Origin of the sequence: Sodalis praecaptivus (genome assembly GCF_000517425.1) — a bacterium.
Lineage (GTDB): Bacteria > Pseudomonadota > Gammaproteobacteria > Enterobacterales > Enterobacteriaceae > Sodalis_A > Sodalis_A praecaptivus.
Map to the genome: position 1 here is coordinate 1,739,771 of NZ_CP006569.1, position 21,769 is coordinate 1,761,539.

19 protein-coding genes are annotated in these 21,769 nt (G+C 60.0%); 12 read left to right on the forward strand and 7 right to left on the reverse strand.

What is annotated here, in order from left to right; translation table 11 throughout:
• Window positions 1-636 precede the first annotated feature (636 nt).
• Window positions 637-2,166: a hypothetical protein gene (locus SANT_RS07685; protein ID WP_025421713.1), complete on the forward strand. Its 1,530-nt coding sequence runs from the start codon at window positions 637-639 to the stop codon at window positions 2,164-2,166.
• A 227-nt stretch (window positions 2,167-2,393) separates the two neighbouring features.
• Window positions 2,394-3,524, forward strand: a complete 1,131-nt coding sequence (locus SANT_RS07690; protein ID WP_025421714.1) for a lactonase family protein — start codon at window positions 2,394-2,396, stop codon at window positions 3,522-3,524.
• A 369-nt stretch (window positions 3,525-3,893) separates the two neighbouring features.
• Here SANT_RS07690 and SANT_RS07695 read toward each other — a convergent pair whose 3' ends face one another.
• Both SANT_RS07695 and SANT_RS07700 read right to left on the reverse strand, forming a co-directional pair.
• Window positions 3,894-4,766 carry a LysR substrate-binding domain-containing protein gene (locus SANT_RS07695; RefSeq protein WP_025421715.1) on the reverse strand — a complete coding sequence of 291 codons (873 nt, stop codon included), beginning with the start codon at window positions 4,764-4,766 and terminating at the stop codon, window positions 3,894-3,896.
• A gap of 400 nt (window positions 4,767-5,166) precedes the next feature.
• Complete coding sequence (locus tag SANT_RS07700) at window positions 5,167-5,538, reverse strand: winged helix-turn-helix transcriptional regulator (RefSeq protein WP_025421716.1); 372 nt, start codon at window positions 5,536-5,538, stop codon at window positions 5,167-5,169.
• Between the two features lie 109 nt (window positions 5,539-5,647).
• Between SANT_RS07700 and SANT_RS07705 the strand changes: the two genes are divergently transcribed.
• On the forward strand, window positions 5,648-6,379 hold the full coding sequence (locus SANT_RS07705) for an SDR family NAD(P)-dependent oxidoreductase (protein WP_025421717.1): 732 nt from the start codon (window positions 5,648-5,650) through the stop codon (window positions 6,377-6,379).
• A gap of 155 nt (window positions 6,380-6,534) precedes the next feature.
• Here SANT_RS07705 and SANT_RS07710 read toward each other — a convergent pair whose 3' ends face one another.
• Window positions 6,535-7,284, reverse strand: a complete 750-nt coding sequence (locus SANT_RS07710; RefSeq protein WP_025421718.1) for a GntR family transcriptional regulator — start codon at window positions 7,282-7,284, stop codon at window positions 6,535-6,537.
• Window positions 7,285-7,493: 209 nt separating this feature from the next.
• Between SANT_RS07710 and SANT_RS07715 the strand changes: the two genes are divergently transcribed.
• The 8 genes from SANT_RS07715 to SANT_RS07750 are packed head-to-tail and all read left to right on the forward strand — an operon-like array spanning window position 7,494 to window position 17,232.
• Complete coding sequence (locus SANT_RS07715; protein ID WP_025421719.1) at window positions 7,494-8,312, forward strand: ABC transporter permease; 819 nt, start codon at window positions 7,494-7,496, stop codon at window positions 8,310-8,312.
• The gene (locus SANT_RS07720; RefSeq protein WP_025421720.1) at window positions 8,309-9,070 is read left to right on the forward strand and encodes an ABC transporter permease; all 762 of its coding nucleotides are present in this window, start codon (window positions 8,309-8,311) and stop codon (window positions 9,068-9,070) included. The genes SANT_RS07715 and SANT_RS07720 overlap by 4 nt, the downstream gene beginning before the upstream one ends.
• A gap of 35 nt (window positions 9,071-9,105) precedes the next feature.
• Window positions 9,106-10,164: an ABC transporter substrate-binding protein gene (locus SANT_RS07725; protein ID WP_025421721.1), complete on the forward strand. Its 1,059-nt coding sequence runs from the start codon at window positions 9,106-9,108 to the stop codon at window positions 10,162-10,164.
• Window positions 10,161-10,916, forward strand: coding sequence for an ABC transporter ATP-binding protein (locus tag SANT_RS07730; RefSeq protein WP_025421722.1), 756 nt, complete (start codon window positions 10,161-10,163; stop codon window positions 10,914-10,916). The genes SANT_RS07725 and SANT_RS07730 overlap by 4 nt, the downstream gene beginning before the upstream one ends.
• A 15-nt stretch (window positions 10,917-10,931) precedes the next feature.
• Complete coding sequence (locus SANT_RS07735) at window positions 10,932-12,335, forward strand: MmgE/PrpD family protein (RefSeq protein ID WP_025421723.1); 1,404 nt, start codon at window positions 10,932-10,934, stop codon at window positions 12,333-12,335.
• On the forward strand, window positions 12,332-13,438 hold the full coding sequence (locus SANT_RS07740; protein ID WP_025421724.1) for a DSD1 family PLP-dependent enzyme: 1,107 nt from the start codon (window positions 12,332-12,334) through the stop codon (window positions 13,436-13,438). Before SANT_RS07735 ends, SANT_RS07740 begins: the two co-directional genes overlap by 4 nt.
• Window positions 13,439-13,475: 37 nt before the next feature.
• Window positions 13,476-15,563, forward strand: coding sequence for a hydantoinase/oxoprolinase family protein (locus tag SANT_RS07745; protein WP_025421725.1), 2,088 nt, complete (start codon window positions 13,476-13,478; stop codon window positions 15,561-15,563).
• A 1-nt stretch (window position 15,564) separates the two neighbouring features.
• Complete coding sequence (locus SANT_RS07750; RefSeq protein WP_025421726.1) at window positions 15,565-17,232, forward strand: hydantoinase B/oxoprolinase family protein; 1,668 nt, start codon at window positions 15,565-15,567, stop codon at window positions 17,230-17,232.
• 398 nt (window positions 17,233-17,630) lie between these two features.
• On the opposite strand, the gene SANT_RS07760 is transcribed toward SANT_RS07750, so the two are convergent.
• Genes SANT_RS07760 through SANT_RS07775 form a run of 4 tightly spaced genes read right to left on the reverse strand, consistent with a single transcriptional unit; the run spans window position 17,631 to window position 20,695 of the window.
• On the reverse strand, window positions 17,631-18,425 hold the full coding sequence (locus SANT_RS07760; RefSeq protein ID WP_025421728.1) for an amino acid ABC transporter permease: 795 nt from the start codon (window positions 18,423-18,425) through the stop codon (window positions 17,631-17,633).
• Complete coding sequence (locus SANT_RS07765; RefSeq protein WP_025421729.1) at window positions 18,422-19,069, reverse strand: amino acid ABC transporter permease; 648 nt, start codon at window positions 19,067-19,069, stop codon at window positions 18,422-18,424. Before SANT_RS07765 ends, SANT_RS07760 begins: the two co-directional genes overlap by 4 nt.
• Before the next feature lie 12 nt (window positions 19,070-19,081).
• Complete coding sequence (locus SANT_RS07770) at window positions 19,082-19,936, reverse strand: glutamate ABC transporter substrate-binding protein (protein WP_025421730.1); 855 nt, start codon at window positions 19,934-19,936, stop codon at window positions 19,082-19,084.
• A gap of 12 nt (window positions 19,937-19,948) precedes the next feature.
• Window positions 19,949-20,695: an amino acid ABC transporter ATP-binding protein gene (locus SANT_RS07775; protein WP_025421731.1), complete on the reverse strand. Its 747-nt coding sequence runs from the start codon at window positions 20,693-20,695 to the stop codon at window positions 19,949-19,951.
• A gap of 318 nt (window positions 20,696-21,013) precedes the next feature.
• On the opposite strand from SANT_RS07775, the gene SANT_RS07780 reads away from it, so the two are divergent.
• On the forward strand, window positions 21,014-21,742 hold the full coding sequence (locus SANT_RS07780; RefSeq protein ID WP_158500152.1) for a GntR family transcriptional regulator: 729 nt from the start codon (window positions 21,014-21,016) through the stop codon (window positions 21,740-21,742).
• Window positions 21,743-21,769 lie beyond the last annotated feature (27 nt).

Genomic DNA, 21,769 nt, shown 5'->3' on the forward strand with positions numbered 1-21,769 from the left:
GAATAATGGAATTTGGCAAGAAGAGAACTGATAATGGGAGAGAAAATGCAAAGAGGCAAAAGCCGTTCAATCGCCAAGGCAATGTCAGAGCGAAAGGGGAGAGGGGCAACAGTTGACGAGGACGCGACGTTTTAACCAAAGACCTTCAATCCGGTGAATGGCAAGGCGTAGCAATCGGGCTGGCGGCTTTGCGGGAGCCGCGCCTCAAATTAGAAGAGGGAGGGTTAGGAATTCAGGGTCATTGCCGTGAAATAGAATTAAATAGAAATGACGCCTGTGCCAACCTTTCGATTTTGACCAAGCGCTTAAGGCACTTCTGTCCGGCCAGGCATTAACCGGCCCCTTTTTATTAGGAAGCGAGAATATTGTAATCACGTTCATGTATTAGCTTCTCCTGTTTTTTGATGTTAATGGCAATGAGAACGTTTTGTCTGCCTACCCTCTATTACCTGTCGTTCGGAAGACAACGCTATTGCGCCCTCTGATCGCGTTGATAAACCTTAGGCGATGACACCCTCAAAATCTATTCGGTCCTCTGTCGATATAGATAAATCAAGGTACCAATATATTTTACAATCGGCTTGTCTTTAAGTATATTCCGCGGCCAGAAACAGCCAATAAGAAATAGGAAAAATCATGGTAACGCTATCAGGTTCAACAATAAATTATTATCCTCTACATAAAACCACTACACAACCAAGCAGTGTTTATGACCCATTACAGGATAAGCTAACTATTATAAAACGTTTCTTTTCAGAGGCAAATGTCGATGTCACCAACAATCCAGAGGCCTATTCGTTGCAAGAAGCCTTAAAGCATGCACTTATCTGTTCCGCGGAGGCTGAAAATATAGGTGTTCCGACGACAGTGATAATTGATGACTTCAAAGGACTTTTTGTCGAGTTTACGCGTTCGGAGCGCACGCATCCTCAAAAATCGGTGGCAATAACACTACTTTCGTTAAAATGTCCCTTGGTAGTCATAACCGCCTCGATTGAAGACACGCTGTACTCAGAAAAAATTATTAATCTTCTTGAAGAGGAGAGGCAAGCCATAAGGAAGAGATATAGAACAGAAGTGGAAAGTATGCATTACGCCGCCCTCCGCGCATTGGAAAGAAAAAAAACCGCATTGACTGCCCTGCGTAAGGACAAAAGCATTGAAGGATGGCGCGAGTATATAAGAGATGAATTACATCATTTCGATATAGAGGTGAGAGTTAATAATCTAGTGGAGTATAAGAGGGTATATAATTTACCTAATGTCTATCGCTATTTTTTTGACTTTAAAGTAATGGATTTTAATGACTTTATCTGCAAGCTAATGAAAAGCTACGATTTTGGCTCCCGTTACGAACATTATTATGACACGCAAACTTATGATGTTGACCAAAGGGAGTTTGCGGTAGTGCCTAAGGGAAGAGCGCTGGGGACGACGAATATCCGGCAATGTGTAGCGGTGATAATCAAAGGGAATAAAAGTACTGCTTTGGCGCATGTTGATTTGCATACGCTGCAACAGTCGCTTGAAAAAGCAATCATAGCAGCATTTCCCGATGATGATACATTGCAAGTTAGGGTTTATGGACCTACAGATAGGGTTAAAAAGGATGAAAAACCAGAAAGACTCAGCCGTCTGCAAAAGATCGCCAATGAAAATATCAGAACGGTATTGGAGAGCATCAAATCGCTGCGTTGTCAGGGGCGCAATGTTAACATCGCGTCGATACAGACGAACGTCAGTATAGAGGAAAAGCTTTTAAAGCAACTTGAATTTGAAAATCCACTGTTACCTGCCGACTGGACAGACATCATCACCACGGGTGACGACATTTATCAGGATGTCAATCCACCGACGCTCAATCCCTCAATCGCTCTGAGAAAAATGATTCGTTTCAATTCTAATGACTGGAAAATGTTTGATAAACCAGAAAGAAGTTCAAATTTGTTTAGATATAATATAAACAACTTTACTTGTATCGATGAATTCATAAAGGATAATCCGCAACATCATTTCTCTTTGTCGGCGGAAGATCTAACAAGCATTTTTTTATTAATGACCGACATCATGCTCGAAGATGTGAGCGAGCAGGATAATTATGACAAACTCGCGAATGGATTAACTCCCGCTTATATTGCTTATTTAATGACACAAAAAATGTTATAGGTGAGCGAGAGGGTAAAGCTAACCTAACGCCTGCTAACTTTCTGACTATCGTGCGTCAGGGAAGTCATTCAACCTGAAAATCTGGGTTGCCCTCCCTTAAATTTGGGCAAATGCCCGTTGCCAAACTGCGGCGGGCTGCTTAGCGTGCAGCAATGCCCCGAGAAATAGGCGGGGTGTATCAACATCGACCAACGTCTTATCTCCTATAACAACAAGAGAGGCTTACGATGATCACTCTGTCCCCTGCACGACGTTTTGCGCTGTCAGCGGCGCTCATTGCCGTCGGCACGCCCGCGCTGGCACAAACCTATGCCTATGTCTCCAACGCCGATTCCGGCACCATCACCCGTTATAAGCTCGATACCCAGACGGGAAAACTAACGCTGCTCGGCGCGACACCGGCGGCGGCGAAAGTGATGCCGATGGCGCTGAGCCCCGATCGTCAGCACTTATACAGCGCGGAGCGCACGCAGCCCTGGTCGGTCATCACCTGGCAGATCGACCGCCAAACGGGCGATTTACAGCAACAGGCGGTTACGCCGGTCGCGGCCAGTTTTCCCTACATCGCGGTGGATAAATCGGGCCGATATCTATTGGGCGCCTCCTATGACAGCGATATCGTCACCAGCAATCGCATTGATGCGCAAGGCAAGGTGACGGCGCTGGTGACCGGCTCTTATCACACCGGTCCGCATGCGCACTCCGTCATCCCCGATAACACCAACCGCGTATTATTCGTGGGCAATTTGGGCAGCGATCGGGTCTTGCAGCTGCGCCTTGCCGATAATGGCGCCATCAGCGCGCTCGGCGACGGTTACGTGCAGGATGAGAAAAACAGCGGCCCGCGGCATTCTGTCGTGTCACCGGACAACCGCTATTTATATAACCTGGCGGAAATGGCCGGCACCATCACGCAATATCGTCTCGGCGAGGAGGGGGCATTAAGCCGGGTTCAACGTTGGCCTAACGCCGTGGCGGCGCAATATCACCTGCAGCACGGCAAAGAACGCTCGGGAAACTATACCGATCCCACGCCGCGCATCTGGTCGGCGGATATTAAAATGACGCCCAACGGCCATTTTCTTTACGTCTCCGAACGGACCTCCAGCACGGTTAGCGGCTATCGTGTTGACGGGCAAAGCGGCGCCTTGACCTTGATCGGCAGTTGGGCGGTGGAACAGCAGCCGCGCGGCATCGCCGTGGACGACAGCGGTAAATGGCTGGTGGTGTCCGGTGAGAAAAGCCCGGTGGTCGGCAGTTATGCTATCGATCCACGCACGGGCGCCCTCGCGCGCGTTTCGGAGGCGCCGTGCGGCAAGGATGCCAATTGGGTGACCCTGGTCAGCGTGACGCTGTGATTTCGCCGAGAAAACGCGTTTTCTCCACTCGGTGCGTCAACAAGCCGCGGCTAGGATCCTGCTGGTGCACGGGGATACGGCTGCGGCTACACGCCTTGCTTACAAGCCAAACAGTGACGAGCCGCCGCTGGGTAGCGGCAGAAAAAGCCCTAACAACAAAGGCGGCTTGAACCCTCCCTACAGCGGACTGTCGGGGGGCGGCGGCCGTCATTTCCCGGTCGGGACGTTAGGACGGCGATTAAACGGTTTATGCTAAGTGTTGCAGCTGGCTGTTTTTTTGTGATTTATTGCGGGAAAGGAATTCGATGACGCTAAACTGCATCCGCAGCACGAGGGTATGACATGCTGTTGCGCAACCCTCGGTGCGCCTTACAGCCGCTTTTGGCCCACCAGGTTATTGGCGAGCACTTCAAACGCCTGTCTTACCAGTGCGCTGCCCATGCCGGGGCGTATCCACAGATAAAACTGGGTGTCCGGCAAACGCGGCAGGCCGTCGTTTTCCCCCAGTACCCGCATATCGGGGTCCAGCATTTCGATACTGCGCGCGGTTACGCCAAGCCGGGCCTTGATGGCGGCCTTGATGCCGAGCAAATTGGAGGTGGTATAGGCCAGGCGCCAGCGCACCTGAGCGGCGTCCAGCGCTGCCACCGCCACGCGGCGATAAATGCTGGGGTGGTCGGCGAGAATGAGGGGGATAGGCTCCTCTGGCAGATGCACGTAGTGCGCCGAGCAGATCCACACCGTCGGGGAGGTGCGTAGCAGCAACCCTTCGAGGGTGGGATCTTGCCGGGTCGAGAGGGTCATATTGATTTCCCCGCGGTGCAGTGCGTCCATTAAAAACCGGCTGCGGCCCACCTCCAGCTCCAGATTTAAACGGGGCGCCCAGCGGGCAATTTGACTCAATAAATGCGGCAACAGGGTTTCCGAGACGTCGTGAGGGGATCCGATACGCAGTACGCCGGAAAAACGGTTGTCCTGAAGAGAACGAAAGGCATCGTCGTTTAGCGTCAACAAATCCCGCGCGTAACTAAGCAGTTGGCGCCCCTGCTGCGTCAGTTGCTTGTTGCGGCCTTCTTTTTGAAAAAGGGCTATCCCCACCAGATTTTCCAGCCGCTGCATCTGCTGGCTGATAGCCCCCTGCGTACGGCCTATTTGCGCGCCCGCCCGGGCAAAGCTGCGCAGATCGGCTACCGCGACAAAGGTTCTCAGAAGTTCGATATCAAGGTTATCGGTATGGATCATGATTCTCTGCCGTAGGCCTGAACGCGGCTTTCCGCCGGTGACGGCGCAGCCCCCTATTGCATCTGCATCGGGGAGCGCCGGCTCGTTCTGCGGGCATGGAGCCATGCAGCAAGGCGTGCCGCCCACCGCGCGGCGATGAGGGCGAGGCGTGCGGCCCAGAGGTGACGCCGGGGTAGGTTAATGGTTAACCATCATAGCGGACTTTGTTACCCGGGCCAACATCACGATGCGCCGCGCGGAGGACCACAGCCGTCGGCCCGTTGACCATGGGTGAGCCGAGGCCGTTCGCTGATGGCGCCGCGACGGCGGCGACGGGCGGGCGACGCGTCCTTCGCCACCGGGCGGTGTGACCGAAGCCGTTAACGCCACCGCGAGGTGGGAGGTCTCTGCCGCGGCGGCATCAGCCCGTGCTGCGGTCGTCATAGGTCTCCTGAGCATCCAGTAAGTCGGGGCCGTGCTGATTCGCCCAGGCGATGAGCGTCGTAAAGGGGGTCTGTAACGTTTTGCCCAGCGGGGTAATGGCGTACTCCACGGCGACCGGTGAAGACGCGATAACGTGGCGGCTGACCAACCCGTTACGTTCCAGCCGGCGCAGCGCTTCGGTGAGCGCCTTATGGGTGATGGGATCCAGCCGGCGCTTAATGGCATTGAATCGGGCAGGCTGGGAACACACCACGGTGAGGATCAGCACCGACCATTTATTGGCGATCTGTTCCAAAATGGGGCGGGTGGCGTTGACGTCGTTGAGCATGGTCTCGAGGGCGGTGGGCATAGCGGTTACCTTGTGGATATCTAGGATAGATAAAGTGCGTAATTGACACTAGATATACAGAGTGTATCGTCTGACGTCAACGTCAATCACAAAACACCAGGAAAATAAGATGCAGGCATTACAAGGTAAAACCGCGGTGATCACCGGGGGGAATAGCGGTATTGGTCTGGCTATCGCGCGGCGTTTCGCCAGCGAAGGCGCTTATGTTTTTATCACCGGCAGGCGCCAGGGGGAGTTGGACAACGCCGTCGCCGCCATCGGCGCAAACGTGGAAGCGGTCGCGGGGGATATCACCGAGGAGGCCAATCTGGCCCGACTTTTTGCGGCGGTGCAAGCCCGGCGTGCGGGGCTGGATATCCTCGTGACCAACGCCGGCGTAGCCGAATACGCACCGCTGGAGGACATTACGCCGCAACATTTCGAGCGCACTTTCGGGTTGAACGCCCGCGCTACGCTTTTCACCGTGCAGGGCGCGCTGCCGCTCATGACCCGCGGCGGGGCGATCGTGCTGCTGGGCTCCATCGCCGGCACCACGGGCACCGCGGGCTACACCACCTACGGTGCGTCCAAAGCGGCGATTCGCGCGTTTGCGCGTACCTGGACGCGCGAGCTGGCCGGAAGGGGCATCCGGGTCAACACCCTCAGTCCAGGCCCGATTGATACACCGATGTTCGAGGGGGCTTCCGACGCGCTGCGGGAAAGCCTGGTGAGCCAGATCCCGCTTGGGCGCATGGGTCAACCGGAGGAGGTCGCTGCCGCCGCGCTGTTCCTCGCCTCGGATGAAAGCCGCTACATTGCCGGCGCGGAGCTTTGCATCGACGGCGGCCTGGCGCAGGTTTAGCGTATTGGGCGTTGTTCGGCGGCGGGGGAGCGACGTGATGCCAGACGGAGTAGAGCAGCGCGCCGCGCCGTAGGCAGGCGTGAAATGCTCGCAAAAGGTGCAATAACTGCACCTTTTTTGTTCGTTAAAGCAGCTAAATGAAGGATAACCCGGCGTTAATGGCTGTCTTCCACTTGGTAATCGATATGGAAATCCGGCCGGTAGTAAGATTCGCCGCAGACCAGCGGCTGACGATTATCGCCGGTTAGCACATAGTCGCGCACCAGCAGCGCGCTGCCTTCCTGCACCGCCATTTCCCGCGCGAGTCCTCCGTCCGCCAGGCAAGCGCGGATCTTCCCTTCCACCCGCCGCACCGGCAGAGCCAGCCCGGCAAGAATCTGATGAACTGATTGATTTTGCAGCATTTCAACCGTCATGCGCTGGCCAAGTGCCGCCGGGAGGATCCGCACTTCAAGACTCATTCTGCGCTGGGACACGATGCGCAAGCGGCGCAGCTGATAAACCGGGTCGCCGGTGCCGATGTGTAGCAAATGCGCCCATATCTCGCTGGCCGCCAGGGCGGAAAAGGCCAGAATGTGGTAATCAATCTGCGCGCCTTCGGCCGACAATTTATCCTCAAAAGAGTAGACGCGCGTGAGCTGTAGCGGGGCGGTAATCGCGCGGGTAGAAACGAAGCTGCCGCTGCCGGGCCGGCGTACGATCACGCCTTCATACACCAGCTGCTGTATCGCCCGCGCCACGGTCGCCCGTGAGGTGGCGAAGTGCCGTGCCAGCGTCAGCTCTGTCGCGATGCGATCCCCTTCTTGCAGTCGGCCGCTTTGGATCTGCTGGCGGATAAACTGCTGAATGCGAATATAAATTGGCGTATGACTGGCGTCGGACATCATTCCCTCGCTTAAATGCATAGTCAATATAAAATACACCTCTCCCGACCGGAACGCTAACCGTCTCGAACCCGCCGCTATCTTCGCTGCTGCCTGAAACGAACACAATCCTTTTTTTGCTGAAAATGTGAACGTTGGCGCGTTAAATGCATAGTCAATTAGTCATTATCGTTTTTCTAACGCATGATGAATAAGCAAGACGGGATCCACCTTGGCAAAATGAGGACGTCATGACACAGGCAGTAGACGATTTTACCCGACGAGGACCGCGTGACCGCCTCCGCTTGCTGTGCGGACAACGGCGCTATGGCTTGATCTACCTGGTTTCGATATTGGCGGGAATGATGATTTGGCTGGCGATATCGCGCCATTTCGCCGGTTTTATCCTGGCGCCGCCGCATAAAGTGATCGAACGACTATGGGAGTTGACCCTCTCGGCGCGGCTGCCGCTGGCGCTGCTGGACGCGAGCAGGCATATGCTGTTGGGGTTTGCCATTGCGCTGGTCATCGCGCTGCCGCTTGGCATGCTAATGGGCCGTCATCGCGTTATCCACGATGTGTTTGACCCGCTGGTCACGCTGATTTACGCCGTGCCGAGCGTCGCCTGGGCGCCTTTTATCATGATTTGGTTCGGCCTGTATTTTGAGGCGCGGGTGGCGCTGGTGGTGATCATGTGCCTGTTCGACATGCTGATCATTATCGACGCCGGCACCCGCAACGTCGATCGCCGTTTGCTCGACGTCGGCCGCGCCTTCAATGCCACGCGCCGACAGCAGATCCGCCTGATCCTCATCCCGGAATCGCTGCCGTTTTTGTTTACCGCGCTGCGCATCGGCGCGGTGCGGGCCGTCAATGCCATGATTACCGCCGAGCTGTTCCTGGCGACCGTTAATCTCGGCGCCATTATGAAGCAGTCCGCCGCGCGCTTCGACAGCGCCGGCGTGTTGGGCGTGCTGTTCGTGCTCTGCGTGCTGGGTCTGCTGCTACAGGAAATATTGCTGATTCTTGAACGTCGGGTTTGCCGCTGGCTGCCGCGGGAGGCGCAATGAGACTGACCTACTCTCCTTTATTGATGAATCTGACGGGCTGCGCTCTGGCGCTGCTGGCCTGGCAGCTTGGCGGTATGGGGCTCGGCGATGCGCTGCTGGCAACGCCGGGAGCGGTGGCCCTCTCCTGGCTGGCGCTGCTGGGGGACGCCGTTTTTTGGCGCGCGCTGGTCACCATGCTGATGCAAATGCTGGCCGGTTATCTGCTGGCGCTGGCGGTGGGGATCCCGCTGGGTATCGCCATGGGCCGTTCCCGCTGGGTCATGGCGGCGGTGAAACCTTGGGCGTCGATGTTTATCGTTGTCTCCGCCGCCGCGCTGGTGCCGCTGTTCATCCTGCTGCTGGGGCGCGGCATGCTGATGTGTATCGCCATCGTATTTGTCGCTACCCTCTGGTACGTGGTGATGACGATGCAGCAGGCCGCCCGCGACCTACCGGCGCGCTACATGAACGTCGCGCTGTCGTTTGGCGCCAGCCGGCATCAGCGTTTCCGGCTGGTGATGCTGCCCGCGCTGTTTCCTTATTTGCTGGTGGCGGCGCGCATCGGCCTCACGCACTCCCTGCGCGCCATGGTGACCGCTGAAATGTTTATCAGTACCGATTTCGGCGGCCTGCTTAACGATGCCGGGCTGGAGCTTTCTACCGCGCCGCTGTTTGCCCTGATCGTCATGCTGATGCTGATAAGCGTGACCGCCACCGGGCTGCTGCGCTGGCTCGCCGGCCGGGTGGCGCCCTGGTATGCCAGCCGTACCGAACATTAATGGTCCATTTTCCCCACATTGCGAGGAGCTGAGAAATGTTACATGACATCAATCGCCGGCAGGCATTGCGCTTGGGCCTGGGCGCCATCGGCGCGCTGGCGCTGAATCCGCTGCGCTTGGCGCAGGCCGCGGAGGGCCGGGTGCTGAAAATCAACTCCCTGGCCTCGGCGGCGGCGGTAAACGTGCCGCTGCAGGCGGCGCTGCGCAGCATTCTGCCCACGCTGCCGGGCTACGGTCAGCCCGCCATGCAGCCGACCGCCAAAATCAACCAGATCGTGCAGGAGGTGGTAACGGGCGGCGCGGATCTGGGGGATGCGGATATCGCCTCGACGCTGACCGCCGCGGAGGCCGGCGCCGATGTGCGCATTATCGGTCTCTCCTACAGTAATACCTCCCAGGTGATTGTCGCCAACCTCGATCGGATCAAAACGCTGGCGGATTTGGGCGGCGAAGGGGTCTCGGTGGCGGTGAACAGCATCGGCGATTTCATGTATGTCATGTTGCAGGGCGTATTGGCCAAGCACGGTATCGACGCCGGGAAAATCAACTTTATCGAGATGGGCAGCTCCGGCGATCGCATGCGGGCGCTGCTGGCGGGCAGGGTAGACGCGGTGCCCATGCACGTAGAGCAGGCCGAGCAGTTAAAAACCGTTAAAGGGCGCGGCACCTTCGGCATTTTGGTGCGCCCCTGGCAGGAGTACGACAATTGGTTCAGCGCGGTTATCGTCACTACCGCCAGTTGGCTGAAGAGCAAAGAAAACCAGGACGCGGCGGTGGCGGTGCTCAAATCCATCCTGACCGCCTTCCGCCGGACCAACAGCGATTACGCCTGGTATAAGTCCCAGGTCGGGCAATGGGCCTCGTCGAAAGACTTAAAGGCGGCCGGCGATGATTTTCTTAAGCCGGTATGGCAGACGCTGACCACCGGCATCAACGCGTTTCCCGCCGATATGGGATCGCTGACGGTAGAACAGGTGGCGAAAGTGATCCCCGTCTATCAGCGCGCGGGGGCGCTCAAGGGGACGGTGGATTTGCAGACCCTCATCGATCGCACCTGGCTGGATCGCGCGTTGAAAGAGCTGGGGGCGGCATGACCCATCTTACCGTCACCGGCATCGATAAATCCTTTGGTGGCACGCCGGTGTTGTCCGGTCAGTCGCTGGAGGTAGCGGCGGGGGAGTTTGTCGCGCTGTTGGGGCCTTCCGGCTGCGGCAAATCCACCCTGCTGCAAATCATTAACGGCCTGCTGCCCGCCGACGCCGGTTCGGTCGTGCTTAACGGTGAGGATATCACCGGCCGACCGGGCAAAGGGCGCGGCATGGTTTTCCAGGGCTCGGATTTGCTGCCCTGGCGTTCGGCGCTGGAAAACGTGGCTTTCGGTCTGGAGCTGATGGGCGTGGGTAAAAAAGCGCGGCTGGCGCGCGCGCGCGACTATCTCAACATGGTGGGTCTACAGGGCTTCGCCGATGCCTGGCCGCATCAGCTTTCCGGCGGGATGCAGCAGCGCGTCGGTATCGCGCGCGCCTTTTGTATCCAGCCCTCGCTGCTGATGATGGACGAACCTTTTGGCGCGCTCGACGTGCAAACCCGTGATCTGCTGCAAGACGAGCTGCTCGGCATTTGGGAAGCGGAACCGAAAATGGTGCTGTTCGTCACCCACGGTATCGAAGAGGCGCTGTACCTGGCCGACCGCATCCTGGTCTACAGCAAGCGTCCGGCCCGGGTGCTCGAAGAAATTCGCGTTCCGTTTGAGCGGCCGCGGCGCGACGCCATGAAATGGGATCCGCACTTTGTGCAGTTGCGCCAGCATATCAGCGAACTGCTGCGTCATGACCGTATTGACTAAGAGGCTTGAAGCGTTATGGAATCACAATGGCCGTCCTGCGGACGGACGCTGGCGACACGGCTCGCCGCGCTAGATTATGAGCAACTGCCCGCGTCGGTGGTAGACAACGTCAAGCTGTTTACGCTCGACACCTTTGGCGTGATTGCCGCCAGCGCCCGCGCGCCGGGTATGGATGCGTTGATGGCGGCGCTTACCGAATGGGAAAGCGGCGGCTGCGCCACGCTGCTATTGAACGGGCGCCAGGTCAATCCGGTCAGCGCGGCGCTGGCCAACGGCGCCGCGGCCCACAGCCTGGATTTTGACGATCAGCATGATCCGGCGCGCGTCCATGCCTTTTGCGTCATTTTACCGACGGTACTCGCGGCGGCGCAAGCCCACGGCCACGTCAGCGGTAAAACCGCCCTGACCGCCCTGGCCGTAGGCGTCGAGCTGTTCTGCCGTCTGGGCCTGACCTGTTACAACTCGTTGGGCAAAGGCTGGCATCCCACCACCGCGCTGGGGTGTATCAGCGCCGCGGCGGCGGCGGCCAAAGTGTTCGGTCTCGACGCCGAGCAAACACTCAATGCCATGGGCCTTGCCTATGTGCAGATGAGCGGTACGACCCAATTTATCGCCGATGGCGTGCTGGCGAAACGCGTCGGCCCCGGCTTCGCGGCGCGCTCCGGGCTTCAAGCCGCCCAATTGGCGCGCCATGGTATTACCGGACCGGCACGCTTTCTGGAAGGGAAAGCCGGCCTGTTTACGCTCTATGAGCGCGGCGAAGTGTCGCCGGAGATCCTGCTCGATGGATGGGGGGAGCGCTGGCATTTGCTGGATCTCAGCATGAAACCGTGGCCCTGCTGCCGCTGCACCCACACCGCCATTCAATTGGCCCTGGCGCTGCGCGCCGAGGGTATCCGCCCGGAGCACATTGAGAGCGGCGTCATCGCGCTGGGACAGGTGAATCACCAGATTGTGGGGGCGCCGTTTTTGCAACAGCATCCGACGCCGACGGTGCATGCGCAGTTCAACGCCGCCTATGCGTTTGCGGCGGCCTTGACCGACGGTCAGGTGGGCATTGATAGCTTCACGCCGCAGCAGGTCAGGCGCGACGCGACCGCCTGGGCCAGCCGTCTGCGCTGCGAGGTGGCGGCGGATTTCCCCGCAACCGCGGTGCCGCCGGCCCGCGTCCGTTTGCAGATGACCGACGGCGCCACCCGGGAGATCACCAGTTTGACCATGAAAGGCGCGCCGGACGATCCCCTCAGTACCGAAGAGGTGCTGACGAAGTTCCGCGCCAATCTGGCCCACGGCTGGCGTACGCCGTCGGCTCGCGTGGGCGTGCTGGAAAAGGTGCTGCTGTCGCTGGAGCAGCAAGACAGCATGACGCTGGTCATGAGTTTATTCGTCGCCTGTCAACCCGGCGGGCAGTCATCATGAGCGCGGCGTCGAAGCTGATAGGCCAGCCGCTGTCGGCGCTGGACACGCCCGCCCTGGTGGTGGAGATGCCGGTGATGATGCGCAATTTGGCGCGTATCGCCGACGCCTGCCGCGCCGCCGGCGTGCAGTGGCGGCCGCATTGTAAAACCCATAAGTCACCGGCTATTGCGCTGATGCAGTTGTCCCACGGCGCCTGCGGTATTACCTGCGCCAAACTGGCCGAGGCCGAAGTGATGGTGGCCGCCGGCATTACCGATATCCTGATCGCCAATCAAATCGTCGGACCGCTGAAAATTGCGCGCCTGCTGGCCCTGCGCCAGGCCGGCGCCACGCTGGCGGTGGCGGTGGACAACGCCGGTAATGTGACGGACCTGGCGCAGGCGGCGGCGGCGGCGGGCGTCACCCTGGAGGTGATGATCGAGGTGGATACCGGCACCCAAAGAGCCGGCGTGGAACCCGGCGAGCCGGTGCTGCGCCTGGCGCGCCATATCGCCGACAGCCCCGCGCTGCGGCTGCGCGGCGTAATGACCTGGGAAGGGCACACCACCCGTATCGCCGATGCGCAACAAAAACGCGCCGCCATCACCGCGGCCGTGGCGTTATTGACCGACAGCGCCGATCTGTGTCGGCGCCACGGCATCGCGGTCCCCGAGGTGAGCTGCGGAGGGACCGGCACTTACCGCACCGCGGCGACGCTGCCGGGCGTGACGGAAATCCAGGCCGGCGGCGGCATTTTCGGCGATGTGCATTACCGCGAGCTCTACCACGTGCCGGTGGAATACGCCTTAACGTTGCTTACCACCATCACCAGCCGGCCCACGCCGACGCGCATCATCTGCGACGCCGGCAAAAAGGCGTTGAGCTGCGATGCGGGGATACCGATCCCCCTTGAGCTACCGCTGGTGCAAAGCGTGGGCTTCTCCGCCGAGCACGGCAAGGTGGAACTGGCGGCGCCCTCCGCGCTGCCGGCGGTAGGCGATAGGCTGCGCTGGGTGGTGGGCTACGGCGATACCAGCGTGCATCTGCACGACAGGATTTACGGCATTCAGGACGGCGTGATTGTCACCGAATGGGCGATACCCTCCGGGTCACGGTTACGCTGATGCGCCACAACGTTCATTCCAAGCTAAAGAGAAAATTATGACACAGCCAGTTTATCGTTTAGGGGTGGATATCGGCGGCACCTTCACCGATGTGGTGCTTATCGCCGACGACGGGACCATCTTCAGTAAGAAAGTGCTCTCCACGCCGCAGGATTACAGCCAGGGCATAGAGAATGGCGTCGCGGCGCTGCTTCAGTCGCTAAATATTCCGGGTAGCGCCATTAGCGAATTCGTCCACGCTACCACCGTGGCGACCAATACCATCATCGAACGCAAAGGGGCGCGGGTCGGACTGGTTACCACCCGCGGCTTTCGCGACGTGCTGGAGATAGGGCGCTTTCGCACGCCGCGGCTTTACGACATTGATTATAAGAAACCGGACCCGCTGGTGCCGCGCCAGCTGCGCTGCGAGGTAACCGAGCGTATCGACGCGCACGGCGAGGTGGTCACGCCGCTGGATTACGCCTGCCTGGACGCGGCGGTGGCAACGTTCCGCCAGGCCGGCGTGGAGGCGGTGGCGGTAACGCTGGTGAACTCTTACGTCAATCCCGACCATGAACGGGCGGCGGCGGCCTATATCGCCGAACGCCTGCCGGCGATTACCGTGACCGCTTCGGTGGATTTGCTGCCGCAGCTTGGCGAGTACGAACGCACCAGCACCACGGTGGTCAACGCCTATATCCGTCCGGTGGTGGGCCGCTATGTCGATGCGTTAAAAATGCGCCTGGCCCGCCTCGGTATTGAAGCGCCGCTGATGATCATGCAGTCCAGCGGCGGTATCTCGCCGGGCGAGGTGGTGGCGCGCCAGCCTATCGACATCATCGAGAGCGGCCCGGCCGCCGGCGTGCTGGGCAGCGCCCGGTTGGGTCGGCATATCGGCGAAGGCGAGATGATCGTGTTCGATATGGGCGGCACGACGGCCAAAGCCACCATCATTGAGGATTTTGCCTACGCGCTCTGCCCGGAGACCGAAGTCGGCGGCGGCGCCGCGCTGGGCACCCGCATGATTAAAGGCGCCGGTTACCCGGTGCAGGTGCCCACCATCGATATCGCCGAAGTGGGCGCCGGGGGCGGCAGCATCGCCGCCAGCGACAGCGCTGGCGGTTTGCAGGTCGGGCCGCGCAGCGCCGGCGCCGAGCCGGGGCCGGTGGCCTACGGCCGCGGCGGCACCCAGGCGACGGTGACCGATGCCAATTTACTGTTAGGCTACCTGAATCCCGCGGCGTTGGTCAGCGGTGAGCTGGCGCTGGACAGCGACGGCGCGCGTCAGGTGATGACGGCGCTCGGTGAGAGGATCGGATTGTCGGTGACCGAAACCGCCGCCGGCATCCATAACATCGCCGATGCCACCATGTTGCGCGCGCTGCGCGGCGTGTCGTCCGAGAAGGGCCGCGACCCGTCGCAGTACACCATGCTCGCCATCGGCGGCAACGGGCCGGTGCATGCCTGCTCGCTGGCGGAAGCCTCGGGGATGCAGCGTATCATCATCCCCCCGGTCGCCGGCTTATTCAGCGCGCTCGGCATGTTGTTCGCCGACGTGGAGCACCAACTGGTCACGGCGTTTTACCATCGCCTGGACGCGGTGGACGCGGCCAAACTGGCGGCGGCGTTCGATCCGCTATTGACCCGCGGTCTCGGCATGCTGCACAACGAAGGCTACCGGCAGCCGGCGCAGCAAACCCTGACGCGCTTCGCCGATTTGCGTTATCTCGGCCAGACTTCGCCGCTCACCGTGGAAATCCCCCCCGGCGAAGTGGATTTGGCGGCGTTGGCGGCCACCTTCCACCGCGAGCATCAGCACGTTTTCGGCTACGCGTCTCCTCATGAAGCGCTGCAATTGGTGTCGCTGAAATTGGTTTGCCGCGGCGTCCCAAACCGGCAGCGTATGCCCGAGCACGTTCAGCGGCACGGCGAAAAAGGGGTGGCCACCACCCGGCGACAGGCCTATTTCGACGCGGCGGGCTGGTTGGACACCCCCGTTATCTCGCGTGCGGCGTTATCGGCTACGCCGATGGCCGGTCCGCTGATCGTGGAAGAATACGACACGACGATTGTGGTGCGGCCCGGCTGGCAAGCGGTGCGCGATGACTGGAACAACGTTCTGTTAACTACCGGACAGGCATAATATGAAACCTATAACGATCGATCCCATTAAACGTGAACTGCTGAAAAACGCGCTGGTCACCACTGCGGACAATACCCTGGTGCGCATGATCCGCACTGCCCGTACCTCGAATGTCAAAAACAGCATGGATTTCTCCGCCGCGATTTGCGATGGACAAGGGCGCCTGGTCGCGCAGGGCCTGGCGGTACCGGTGCATCTCGGCGTGGTGATGCCGGCGCTAGAAGCCTGTCTGGCGCACTTCGGCGACGATATTCAGCCGGGAGATGTGCTGGCCAGCAACGATCCCTATTCGGGATGCAGCCATTTAAACGACATCTTTACCTTCCGGCCGGTGTACGTAGAAGGGCGGCGCGTGGCCTTCGTGAGCCTGATTTTGCATCACAGCGATTTGGGCGGCCGGGTGCCGGGCGGAAATGCCGCCGACAGTATGGAAATCTTTGAGGAGGGGTTACGGCTGCCGCCGATAAAGCTGGTGCGCGGCGGCCGCGCGGACCCGGATTTAATGCGCATTATCGAATTCAATACCCGAGTGCCCGAGCGGGTGATGGGGGATGTGCGCGCGCAGCTGGCGGCGCTGGAGCAGGCGGCGTTGGAAGTCGAGAAAATGGGCGAGCAGTGGGGGGCGGTGACCTTCGACGCCTATCTTGACGATCTGATCGATTATGCCGAGAAACTCACGCGCGATAGTCTGGCGCAGTTGCCGGACGGCGAGGTGGAGTTTGAAGAGTGGAATGATGATGACGGCGTCGGTCACGGGCCGATACGTATCCATCTGAAGTTGAAAAAGCAGGGCAGCGAGATCCTCGCCGATTTCAGCGCCACCGATGATGATCTGGGCGGCGCCGTACATTGCAACCGCGCTTTCACCGTGTCATGTACCTATGCCGCGATCCGCACGGTACTGGCGGAGGCGATCCCCAATAACGCCGGGCTGTACCGCGCCATCACCGTCATTACCCGCCCCGGCACCTTTGTCGATGTCAGTTTCCCGGCGGCGGTCGGTTCGCGCGGACAGGTGGGTTTTCGCCTGCGCTCCATCGTGCTCGGCGCGCTGGCGAAGCTGATTCCGGATCGTCTGCCCGCCTGCGCCGGCGGCTCGGAATTCGCCATCGCCGCATCGGGCAACGATCGCCAGGGCCAGCGCTTTTTGCATCTCGAATTCCATAACAATACCGGCCTGGGCGGCGGTCCGCGGGGCGATGGACAGGACGCCGGCCCCTATTGTATCGGCAATCTGGCCAACGTCCCGGTGGAGCTTATCGAGGCGGAGAATCCGCTGCGTATCGAGGAGTACGGCTTCTTGCCGGACACCGGCGGCGTAGGACGCTACCGCGGCGCGCTCGGGATGGTGCGTCAGTATCGCTTCCTGGTGGATAATGTGAATGTACAGATCCGGTCCGACCGATTCACCTCGCGCCCCTGGGGCTTAGCCGGCGGCGGCCCGGGCGGCGGCGCGCGCAACGTGCTCAATCCGGGGCAGGACAGCGAGCAGGACTTACCGTCGAAATTTATCCGTCTGTTCAACCAGGGCGAGGTGCTGCGTGCGGAAATGGCCGGCGCAGGCGGTTACGGCGATCCGCGGCTGCGCGACCCGGCGGCGCTGGCGCGGGATCGGGAGGAAGGCAAAATCACGCCAGCCCACGCCCGCAAAGGCTATGGCGCGGCATAAAGCCGTCGCCGCGATCCTCGCCTTAGCTTTAACGCCGGCGGCGCCGGCGTGCTGCACAGGGTACCGCCGTGCCGTTAACGGCGTTGCCTTGCGCGCGCTTTTGGTCCTGACGCCGGCGGCGCCGACGTGCTGCAAAGGGTACCGCCGTGCCGTTAACGGCGTTGCCTTGCGCGCGCTTTTGGTCCTGACGCCGCCGACGCCGACGTGCTGCAAAGGGTACCGCCGTGCCGTTAACGGCGTTGCCTTGCGCGCGATTTTGGTCCTGACGCCGGCGGCGCCGACGTGCTGCACAGGGTACCGCCGTGCCGTTAACGGCGTTGCCGCGCTCCCGCCATTGCTCCTGAGGCCGACGTGATAATCACCACGCCGCCGCGTTTGCTGCTGACGCCGGTTTGGGTTTAACGGCGCCGCTGGGCGCAGATCGCCAGCCGCGACAGCGCCACATTGATGGCGATATACACCACCGCCATCAGGGTGTAAACCGGCAGGGAATAACTATTGCCGAGATATTCCACCGCGCTGCGCGCGTTGCGCAAAAACTCGGTGTAACCGACGATAAATCCCAGCGATGTCTCTTTCAGCAGCACCACCATTTGGCTTATCAGGGCAGGCAACATGGCCCGTACGGCCTGCGGAAATTGAATGGTGAAAAATATCGCCGATCGGCTAAGGCCGATAGCGGCGCCGGCTTCCGCCTGGCCTTTGGGCAGCGCCTGCACGCCGGCCGCTACGATCACCGCGATCACCGCGCTGTTATAAAGCGCGATGCCAACGGTCAACGACCAGAAGGTGGACAACGCCAGGCCCGCCGCCGGCGCGCCAAAGTACACGAAATAAATCAGCAGCAGCAGGGGCAGGCAGCGAAAGATATCCACCCACAGGCGCAGTAGCCCTCGCCCGAGTTTACCCCTGAGCAAAATTAGACCGGCGGCGATAACCGCGCCAGCCAACAGCGACACCGTTCCGGCGGTGAGCGCTACCTGTAGGGTCGCCAATAGCCCGCGGCCGAGCAGCGCCAGCAGATCGCCATTGAACAGTACGCGCCATTTTTCCGCCGTCAACAGACCCGCGCGCCCCAGGAGCGCGAGCGCCCACAGCAGGCCGCCGCAGGCAATCAACACCAGCAGGCCGGTTAAGCGGCGCAGCCTGCGGCGGCCGCGCGGGCCGGGCGGATCGTAGAATCCCGGGTTCATGGCGTCATCCCCAACCGGCGTTCTACCGCGGTGGCGATAAACGCCAGCGGCAGGGTGATGAAGAGATACAGTAAGCAGGTGACCAGCAAAATGGTGAACACCGCGTCCCCTTCGCGCAGGACCAGCAGCTCCATCGTTGAGACGCTCTCCGCCACGCCGAACGCCGAGGCGATGGCGGTGCTTTTTATCAGCGCAATCACCACGTTCACCAGCGGAGCAAACGCGTAGCGCAGCGCCTGGGGCAAAATAATCTCGTGCAACATGGCGCCAAACGGCAACCCAATCGCCCGCGCCGCTTCAATCTGACCGCGCGGCACTAAATTCATGCCCGCGCGCACGGCTTCACAGAAAAAGGCGCTGTAGTAAACCACCAGCGCAATGACGGCATAAGTGAAATAAGAGAAAGTCATCCCCAGCGTCGGCAGCACGAAGGCGGAAAAGAAAAACAGCACCGTCAGCGGGGTGTTGCGAAAGATATCCACATAGAGCCCTCCGGCGGCGCGCAGTCCGCGGCCCGGCGCGGAACGCATCACCGCCAGTACCGTACCGATTGGCAATGCGAACAGCAGCGATGCGCCGGTCAGGGCAAGCACCATCAGTATGCCGTCAATCAACACGCCGCCATTATCCATCAGCACCGTCATCGCTTTCACGTATCAGGCACCCGTGGTGGGGCAGGGATCAAGCGGCGGTAATTTGCCCTCGCCGCCTAGCCAAGGCTTAACATGCCGGGCGTAAATAGCGGCGTAGCTGCCGTCGGCGTCGGCCGCGCGCAGCACATCCAGCACGAATTGGCATAAATCTACCGCCTGACGGCTCATGCCCACGCCGATAGGTTCGCTAAGAAAGGGAACGCCCACCATCTCCACGCCGTCAGGATCCGCCTTCACCAGACCGGCCAACACGTGATTGGGGCTAACGATAGCGTCGACTGAGCCGTTTTTCAGCGCCTCAAAGCATTTCGACACCACATCGAACGGCACCAGCGTGGCGGAGGGATAGTGGGTCATCATGTAGTTCTGGCCCGTCGATCCGCTGAGCACGCAGGCTTTTTTATTCACCAGATCCTGCGGGCCGGTCAACCGTTGCGGGTTGCCTTTCTTCACCATCAGCACTTGCCCGCCCACCAAATAGGGGCCGGCTTGATTCACGACCTTGCGGCGTTTCTCGGTAATGGTATAGGTGGCGATAACCAGGTCGACACGATTTTGCTGTAAAAAAGGCTCACGGTTGGGGGCGGAGGTTTCAACCCAGGTGATTTTGTCCGGTGGAAAGCCCAGCTTGCCGGCGATAAGGGTGGCCAGATCGATATCGAATCCTTCGGGCTGGCCGGAGAGGTTACGCATACCGAACAGCGGCTGATCGTATTTCACGCCGATACGCAGGGTAGGCGCTTTGGCCAGTCGAGCCATCGTGGAGCCGGCGGGGAAATCGGCGGCGTAAGCCCCTTGAGCCGCTGCGGCAACGGTCAGGCAAAGGGCGAGGAGCAGGGAAAAAAATCGAACCGTCATAGTGTGTTGACCTTATGCATGAGGAAGCACTTTGGAAAGGAAATCCCTGGCCCGCTGGCTTTTCGGCAAGGAGAAAAAATTCTCGGGGCGGTCTTGTTCCACAATCCGCCCCTGATCCATGAAAATGACCCGATCTGCGGCCTGTTTAGCAAAACCCATTTCATGGGTGACCACCAGCATGGTGATACCGGATTGCGCCAGGCTGCGCATGACATCCAGCACTTCGCTGACCATTTCCGGATCCAGCGCCGAGGTCGGTTCGTCAAACAAAATAACCTCCGGAGCCATCGCCAGCGCCCGGGCGATGGCCACGCGCTGCTGCTGGCCCCCCGACAGCTCGGCGGGATACTTCTCGGCTTGTTCCTTGACCCCAACCTGGGCCAAGAGCGTCAACGCCTGCTGCCGCGCCTGGGCCGGCGACAGACGCCGGACCCGAATCGGACCCAGGCACAGGTTTTCCAAAATGGTTTTGTGGGAAAAGAGATTGAAGGATTGGAACACCATGCCCACGCGCGATCGCAGCGCCGCCAGCGCGCGACCTTCTTCAGGCAGCGGCTCGCCGTCGATGGTTATTTTGCCGCCGTCCAGCGTTTCAAGACGGTTAATCACCCGGCATAACGTGGATTTGCCGGAGCCGGAGGGGCCAATGACCACCACCACTTCGCCGCGCGCGATGCTGAGATCGATATTATCCAGCGCCAGAAAGCGGCCAAAACGTTTTACCGCGCCTTCGATGCGAATGATTTCATTCAGGGACATGCTCCGCCTCTTTGTCGGTTGGCCGTCAGCCGCTGCGTCAGCGGTGAAAAAATATCTATACTACATGACTAGTCAAGATCATACCCGTTTGCTGTTGTTATAGGAAAACCCTATGAAACCCGCCGGGTGATCCTTTGACGATAGCCGGATAACCCTCATGGCTGACTAGTCAGCTGAAAGGATCACGGGGACGGCGGTATCCACGGGCGCGGTGCGAAGTTGTCCTTCACTCGCCCCGGTCGCTGTGCGACAATGCCGGCCATTACCGGCGGCCGGGTCGCCATCATCACCGAACGGTAGGGAATGTTAACCGCGCTTATGAGCACGAAAGGTACGCCCCTCTACGCACAAATCCATCAGCACCTCCTGGATGAGATCGCCAGCGGCCGCTACGCGTCCGGCGCTAAGCTACCTTCCGAATCGGTGTTGGCCCAGCAGTTCGGCACCACTCGCTCTACCGTTGTGCGGGCGTTACAGCAGTTGGCGTTTGAAGGGGTCATAAGCCGAGAAAAAGGTCGTGGAACCTTCGCTCGGGCGCCCAGCCTGGCCACGACGCTGGATATGTCGCGCATCCGCGCCTTTGAGGATGAAATCGCTGAGAAGGGCGGCGCAATCGAGTACCGCCTGCTGTCGTTTAACCGCATCAAAACGCCGGCGGCGGTGGCCGCGCGGCTCGGTCTCGGCGAACAGCCAGAGCTGTACCGCCTGCTGCGCCTGCGTTTGGTTAACGGCATACCGGCGGTGTTGGAAAACCGCTATATTCCCCTCGATATCGGCTCCCGGTTGACTATTGATGCCCTGACGCACCATTCGATGTATTCGATTCTGGAGCATCAAATTGGCCTGCCGGTGACCGACGTGGACGGCCTGATTCGCGTCATGGGCGCCGAGAAAACCATCGCCGGGCATCTACAGATCAAGCCAGGCACGCCGGTGCTGGTGCGTGATTACCTGTTGAGCGGCAGCGGCCAGCGGCCGTTGATTTGCGGCGAGGCCTATTTCCGTGAACAGTACCCGATCCGCTACCATATCAACGCGCCGCGCTAGCCGTTGCGCCCAGGATCAGCCGGGCTA

Bases quoted from the DNA above. Each gene is read 5' to 3' on its own strand.
- SANT_RS07735 (WP_025421723.1), top strand. From the start codon at position 10,932: ATGGAATCACAATGGCCGTCCTGCGGACGGACGCTGGCGACACGGCTC.
- SANT_RS07750 (WP_025421726.1), top strand. From the start codon at position 15,565: ATGAAACCTATAACGATCGATCCCATTAAACGTGAACTGCTGAAAAAC.
- SANT_RS07740 (WP_025421724.1), top strand. From the start codon at position 12,332: ATGAGCGCGGCGTCGAAGCTGATAGGCCAGCCGCTGTCGGCGCTGGAC.
- SANT_RS07705 (WP_025421717.1), top strand. From the start codon at position 5,648: ATGCAGGCATTACAAGGTAAAACCGCGGTGATCACCGGGGGGAATAGC.
- SANT_RS07760 (WP_025421728.1), bottom strand. From the start codon at position 18,425: ATGAACCCGGGATTCTACGATCCGCCCGGCCCGCGCGGCCGCCGCAGG.
- SANT_RS07770 (WP_025421730.1), bottom strand. From the start codon at position 19,936: ATGACGGTTCGATTTTTTTCCCTGCTCCTCGCCCTTTGCCTGACCGTT.
- SANT_RS07710 (WP_025421718.1), bottom strand. From the start codon at position 7,284: ATGCATTTAAGCGAGGGAATGATGTCCGACGCCAGTCATACGCCAATT.
- SANT_RS07695 (WP_025421715.1), bottom strand. From the start codon at position 4,766: ATGATCCATACCGATAACCTTGATATCGAACTTCTGAGAACCTTTGTC.
- SANT_RS07745 (WP_025421725.1), top strand. From the start codon at position 13,476: ATGACACAGCCAGTTTATCGTTTAGGGGTGGATATCGGCGGCACCTTC.
- SANT_RS07690 (WP_025421714.1), top strand. From the start codon at position 2,394: ATGATCACTCTGTCCCCTGCACGACGTTTTGCGCTGTCAGCGGCGCTC.
- SANT_RS07765 (WP_025421729.1), bottom strand. From the start codon at position 19,069: ATGACGGTGCTGATGGATAATGGCGGCGTGTTGATTGACGGCATACTG.
- SANT_RS07685 (WP_025421713.1), top strand. From the start codon at position 637: ATGGTAACGCTATCAGGTTCAACAATAAATTATTATCCTCTACATAAA.
- SANT_RS07715 (WP_025421719.1), top strand. From the start codon at position 7,494: ATGACACAGGCAGTAGACGATTTTACCCGACGAGGACCGCGTGACCGC.
- SANT_RS07700 (WP_025421716.1), bottom strand. From the start codon at position 5,538: ATGCCCACCGCCCTCGAGACCATGCTCAACGACGTCAACGCCACCCGC.
- SANT_RS07780 (WP_158500152.1), top strand. From the start codon at position 21,014: ATGAGCACGAAAGGTACGCCCCTCTACGCACAAATCCATCAGCACCTC.
- SANT_RS07775 (WP_025421731.1), bottom strand. From the start codon at position 20,695: ATGTCCCTGAATGAAATCATTCGCATCGAAGGCGCGGTAAAACGTTTT.
- SANT_RS07720 (WP_025421720.1), top strand. From the start codon at position 8,309: ATGAGACTGACCTACTCTCCTTTATTGATGAATCTGACGGGCTGCGCT.
- SANT_RS07730 (WP_025421722.1), top strand. From the start codon at position 10,161: ATGACCCATCTTACCGTCACCGGCATCGATAAATCCTTTGGTGGCACG.
- SANT_RS07725 (WP_025421721.1), top strand. From the start codon at position 9,106: ATGTTACATGACATCAATCGCCGGCAGGCATTGCGCTTGGGCCTGGGC.